General features: G+C 36.5%; 4 protein-coding genes and 1 pseudogene. 1 reads left to right on the top strand and 4 read right to left on the bottom strand.

Annotation, left to right across the window (positions count from 1 at the left end; translation table 11 throughout):
- The first annotated feature begins 167 nt into the window (after window positions 1-167).
- Window positions 168-833, top strand: a complete 666-nt coding sequence (locus tag RQ763_RS08885; RefSeq protein ID WP_314152456.1) for a uracil-DNA glycosylase — start codon at window positions 168-170, stop codon at window positions 831-833.
- On the opposite strand, the gene RQ763_RS08880 is transcribed toward RQ763_RS08885, so the two are convergent.
- The 4 genes and pseudogenes from RQ763_RS08880 to RQ763_RS08865 all read right to left on the bottom strand — a co-directional run.
- Window positions 826-1,830, bottom strand: a complete 1,005-nt coding sequence (locus tag RQ763_RS08880) for an endonuclease/exonuclease/phosphatase family protein (protein ID WP_314152454.1) — start codon at window positions 1,828-1,830, stop codon at window positions 826-828. The genes RQ763_RS08885 and RQ763_RS08880 overlap by 8 nt on opposite strands.
- 1 nt (window position 1,831) lies before the next feature.
- Window positions 1,832-3,781 carry a M3 family metallopeptidase gene (locus tag RQ763_RS08875; protein ID WP_314152453.1) on the bottom strand — a complete coding sequence of 650 codons (1,950 nt, stop codon included), beginning with the start codon at window positions 3,779-3,781 and terminating at the stop codon, window positions 1,832-1,834.
- A gap of 2 nt (window positions 3,782-3,783) precedes the next feature.
- On the bottom strand, window positions 3,784-4,875 hold the full coding sequence (locus RQ763_RS08870) for a trypsin-like peptidase domain-containing protein (protein ID WP_314152452.1): 1,092 nt from the start codon (window positions 4,873-4,875) through the stop codon (window positions 3,784-3,786).
- Between the two features lie 2 nt (window positions 4,876-4,877).
- A pseudogene (locus RQ763_RS08865) lies at window positions 4,878-5,626 on the bottom strand (hypothetical protein); the annotation flags it as partial.

Below are 5,626 nucleotides of genomic sequence, written 5' to 3'. Positions count from 1 at the left end.
ATACTGCATCTTTCAGGTGTGGAAATGTAGGTCGCTGCCTAGTTGATCATTTACTTTTACTTCTTTTACAATTATATTTTTACAAACTTCTTTCTAAACTACTTAAATAAAAATCTCTTTGAAATAAAATTTATATATAATCAACTAATTACTTTTATGGGATTCTAATGATACTTAATAATGATTGGCATACTTTTTTAGAGAGCGAATTGTCAAAAGATTACTTTATAAAACTTCAGAAATTCATAGAGTTGGAGTATAAAACAAAAAACGTGTTTCCTAAATATGAAAATATTTTTAGAGCTTTTAATCTGCTTCATCCGGATGATGTAAAAGTTGTAATAATAGGGCAGGATCCATATCATGGTCATAATCAGGCAAATGGATTGGCTTTTTCAGTATGTGATGAGTGTAAAATCCCTCCTTCATTAGTTAATATATTTAAAGAGCTGCATGATGATCTCAACTGCAGTATGCCTGCAAACGGCAATCTGACTAAGTGGGCAGAGCAAGGGGTTTTACTTATAAATAGCGTTCTTAGCGTAGTTGAGGCTATGCCAAATTCACATAAAAATATTGGATGGGAAATATTTACAGACTCTGTTATAAGTCAGCTGTCTTTAAGATATGAAAATTTGGTTTTTATTTTATGGGGAGCCCCATCTCAGAAAAAAGAGAGACTAATTGATATAAATAAGCATCTAGTACTGAGGGCTCCTCATCCATCACCTCTCTCTTCTTATCGTGGTTTTTTTGGTTCTAAGCCTTTCTCTCAAACTAATTCTTATCTTAGGTTTAACAATAAAAAAGAGATTGATTGGTGTCTTAATTGACCTTAAATTTTGCTATCACTGGAAGATGGTCAGAGTAGCCTTTTCCTTTGTGTTTTCTCACTTTTGCACGCGAGATTTCCCACCTATTTATATTCTTCTTTTTAAATAGATACTCTTTGCTAAAATTAGAGATACTGCCATGGATGTATGAGATGTCTTGCTCGTTTAGCAGAGGCTGAGAGATAAGTATGTTGTCCAAGACCTCTTTTTTGCCTCTGTAGATATATGTGTATCTATTCTCACTCTCTGTGTCATACCAAAGGTTATAGAAACTCTCTTTTGCATACTTTACTTTTGAAGCGCTCTCTTTTTGATTTATGGTTCCAAGTATATGGTTTATGCCCGTAACTCCGTCAGTGTCATTATGTTTTCTTTTTCTTTTGAATTTTATGTACTCTTCATAGTCTGAATTGAAATCTCCGAGCAAGATAATATTTTTATTAAACCCTATCTCTGAAATTCTCTTTTTTAAAGTTTTTGCGGAAACTATTCTTCTGCTCTCCGGTCCTGATTTTGATTTCCAGTGATTGACAAAAATATAGAACTCATTGTTGTTGATTATAAATTTGCTCTCCAATATATTTCTGTATTCTAACGTCTGTGTAATACTCAATTCTCTGGAGTATACAAATGGAATTTTGCTAAGAAGCGCTACTTTTATAGTAGTGTTTTTTTTATCGGCGATACTGTAGTATTGATAATAGAGCCCGTTTTGCTTCAGTGCAAACCTCAAATCAAGAAGTGCCTGGAGTGATTCTACCTCTTGAAGTGCGATAATGTCCGCATCCATCTCTTTGATGACATGTGCGATATTCCCCAGTTTTATTTTATAGTTTTTTTGGTTCCAAAGCGAAGAGCTGTTGGGAACATACTCGCTATACTCATGTCCGCTTTTTTGCAGGTCAAAGAGATTCTCTACATTATAGGTTGCTATCTTCAAAATTTTCTCTCCAAAAAGTGTTGCGCAGAACAAAAGAGCCAAAAGTAGGTATCTCAAACTATATAATCCCGTTTAAACGAAGCAGACTATCAGGATTTGGCTCTCGTCCCATCAGCTCTTTAAAGAGTATATCCATACTTTTTGCACCGCCGCCTTCCAGAACTACATGGAGATATCTTTTAGCGATATTCGACTCAAATATTCCCTCTTCTACAACACCGAAAAAGGCGTCTGCACTTAGCACTTCCGCCCATTTGTAGCTGTAGTATCCTGCAGCATAACCGCCCGCAAAAATATGAGAAAAGCCATTTTGAAACTTGTTGTATGAGGGCGGTTTTATAAGTGCAGTCTCCTCTCTGATGGAGTCTAGGAGATTTTGGACATCATCCCCTTGATATAGTTTTGTGTGTAGTTTAAAATCAAAAAGTGAGAACTCAAGTTGCCTTAATATTCCAAGAGCCGAGAGGAAGTTTTTACTTTTTACCAACTTCTCTATCATCTCATCAGGTAGTATCTCTTTTGTTTTGTAATGGCACGCAAAGAGTTTTAAAACACTCGGCTCATAAGCAAAGTTTTCCAAAAATTGTGATGGAAACTCGACTGCATCCCACTCTACACCGTTTACGCCGCTTACTTCATTTTCTTTCACATTACTTAGCATGTGATGGAGCGCGTGTCCCATCTCGTGAAAAAGAGTCACAACATCATCATGTCTTAGTAGCGATGGGTTTTTGCTAGAAGATGGCGGGAAATTACATACGATTACCGCAGAGGCTAGTTGCTCATTTGCTTTTTCATCTTGGCAATGGGTCTGAAAGTTGTTCATCCACGCCCCGCCTTGCTTACCCTTTCTAGCTTCTAAATCAAGATATAACCTCGCTTTTAATCTGTTATCCAGATATAAATCGTAAGAGAGTGCTTTTTTATGCCATAACTCCTCTTCTACCTTTTCAAAGCTGATTCCAAATAGTCTGTTTAAAAATTCAAACATTCCACTTAAAACACTTTTTTGCTCAAAATAGGGACGATACTCCTCTTCATCGATCTCATACTTCTCTTTTTTTAAAATCTCGCTGTAGTATGCGCTATCAAAGCTTTTCAGCGGTTTTTTTGCTATTCCTTGAAGCTCCTCTAGCTCCTTTTTTGCTTGTGCTTTAGAGTTTGCAATCAGTTTTTCTAAAAAATCAATAACACTCTTATCATCTTTTGCCATCTTGCTTGCAAGTGAGTAGGAGGCATAGTTTTTAAACCCTAAAAGTCTGCTCATCTCATCTTTTAACGATAAAAGCTCATCTATGATCTTGGCATTTTGAGGTGCTCTTGTAACATAGGCACGGTAAAGCTCTTCTCTGATTTTTTCATTTTTACCGTAGGTCATGTAGGCGATATATGAAGGCATTTGAAGCGTGAACCTATATTTTGTAACACCCTTTTCTTTAAATTTTGCGCTCTCTTTATCACTCTGCGGCAATCCCTCTACATCTTTCGCATCGCTTATAATATACTCATACTCATTGGTGGCATCAAGAAGATTTTGAGAGAAGTTGTTTGAGAGTTCACTCTTTTTTATGTTTATCTCCCCAAGTCTTGCTTTGCTTATCTCATCAAGATGCGCACCGCTTAGTTCAAAGTTTAGTATATTTAGCTCTAAAACCCTTTTTTGCTCCTGATTTAGGTACTTTTGCTCTTTTTTTTGTATCTCTTTGTAGGCCTTGTAAATCTCTAAATTTTGAGAGAGCTTGGTTGAGTACTCGGTGATTATCGGCAATGAAGCTGCATATATCTTTTGCGTCTGCTTCGTATTTTTGACGGAGTTTAGATGTGAGAGCGGAGTGAAAAACTGCTCTAAGTGCTCATCCATCATCTCAAGCGGTTTTACGAAATTTGCAAAACTCTTCTCCTGTATCTTTAAGAGTTCCTCCACTTTTTTGTTGTTACTCTCTATTTTCTCATTTAGCTCTTTAATAAAGCTCTTTGTATCTACTTTAAACTCTGGAAATTTACTCATATTTAATCATCCTCTTCATCTCTTTTTTGTTTTGTGGCGCCAAATCTGTTTATCAAAATATCATCATACTCGTTTGCTTTTTTAAAAAGCCTCTCCATAGCAGTTTTCCCCTCTTTTAACGTTAATGAGGAGTCGATTACAAGGTAGGAGAGGTAGACAAAATTTTCATTTATAGAAAAACGCAGATATGAAAGATTGTTGTTCTCACTCAGCAAAAAATCATAAATATCGGATATATTTTTTTGAGGTATAACACAAAGTTTGGAGTCGCCTATGATAATTCCGTTGTCATAGTAGTTTATCTCAATGCGCGCTGTGCCATAATCAACCCTCCATGAAGCTTGAGACCTTCTAGAGAGCGTTACGTTTACATCAAGAGAGGTTAAAATCTCTTCAAGCAGTTTTGTGCTGCCGGTTGGGTTATACCCCTTTCTTCGCAGTTTAGCAATCTCAAGTTTAGAACCGCACTCCGGACAGTAATCATTTTTTATATTCTCTTCTTTTATTAGGTTTTTGCAGAAGGGGCATTTTATAATGTTTTGAGAGTTTAGACTTTTGTAGCTCTTTAGTGCTTCATCGACATAAAAATAGGGAAGGGCAAAGCCTAGGTTATTTGAGTCTTGTATGATAAATGTGTTTACCCCTATAACCTCTCCGTCCGTGTTTAAAAGAGGTCCGCCGCTGTTTCCTGGGTTTATAGCAGCATCAATCTGAACATATTCAAGCTCTCCGTATATCCTTGAAGCTTTTGAGACTATCCCCTCCGTAGCGCTATAATGAAGTCCGTATGGATGACCCACGGCAACTACCGTATCCCCGTTTTGCACTCTTTTTGTCGAGAGGATAAGGGGATTTTTAGGTTTTATAAAATCAAAACTTATAAAAGCCAAATCAAAATATGCATCATCATAGACAACTTTAGCGATGCTTCTTTTAATATTTCTCGCACTAATTACCACCTCTTTAAGTCCGGCAACTACATGCGAATTTGTAACGATGAGATCATCAACTATAAAACCCGTTCCGCTGCCGTAGGGAGTCATGATCTGTATAATGCTTTCAGCGTAAGTCTCTATTATGGCTTGAGTGTTCATTGTTATATCTCTTCGAAGTCAAGATTTTTAAGTTGCAGATAAAAGCTGTTGCTAAACTCGTTTAGGGATGTGAAATTAAGCTTCTCGCCAAATGGTTTTAGCATCTTGTAACGGCTCTGATAAGGCGAAATGATATCCTCTATTTTAGAGATAATAACTTTTTTTGAAAATGTAGAGTTTTGCTCATCGTAAAGAGTCATGTAGCCAAGAGCTTTGAAAAACTCGGGATTTTGAATCTCTACCAATGTGTGAAGAAGCGCTTTTGTAACAGGATGAAGCCCGTAGTTGTAGAGCAGATAGAGTGCTACATACTTGTACATTGTAGGAATCACTTGGTTGTATCTGTTGTTTTTGTACCAACGTATTTTTGCAAGCGACTCGGTTATAAATAGCTCTATCTCTTCATGAGCCGATTTGTCACTTGGGTTGAAGGTGTATTTAGCGTCATAAAAGTTTGTCTTAAACTCTTCAAAACTCATCTCATGAAGTTCGTTTATATACTCTCTAATCTCTTCGTTTTTTGACTCGACGGTTAAGTTTTCATCGCTAAAATATTCTGCAATTTTTCTGCTTGATTTTTGAAAAATGGTATATTTTGGCACAATAAGATAATCTATTTTGAAAATAAGACAAAGAAGTATAAACGACTGCATAGCGGCATTGTCATTTGATGGAAGCGTGGCTATTTTCGCGTTTACTTCATCAATCCATCTCTGCATGAAGTCGTGCTTCAGTTTTAGCTCCTCTTCAT

Origin of the sequence: Sulfurimonas sp. (genome assembly GCF_032250635.1) — a bacterium.
Taxonomy (GTDB): Bacteria; Campylobacterota; Campylobacteria; order Campylobacterales; family Sulfurimonadaceae; genus Sulfurimonas.
Note: the sequence above shows the minus strand (reverse complement) of the source record. Positions and strands in the feature narration are given on the sequence as shown.

Bases quoted from the DNA above. Each gene is read 5' to 3' on its own strand.
- RQ763_RS08875 (WP_314152453.1), bottom strand. From the start codon at position 3,781: ATGAGTAAATTTCCAGAGTTTAAAGTAGATACAAAGAGCTTTATTAAA.
- RQ763_RS08885 (WP_314152456.1), top strand. From the start codon at position 168: ATGATACTTAATAATGATTGGCATACTTTTTTAGAGAGCGAATTGTCA.
- RQ763_RS08870 (WP_314152452.1), bottom strand. From the start codon at position 4,875: ATGAACACTCAAGCCATAATAGAGACTTACGCTGAAAGCATTATACAG.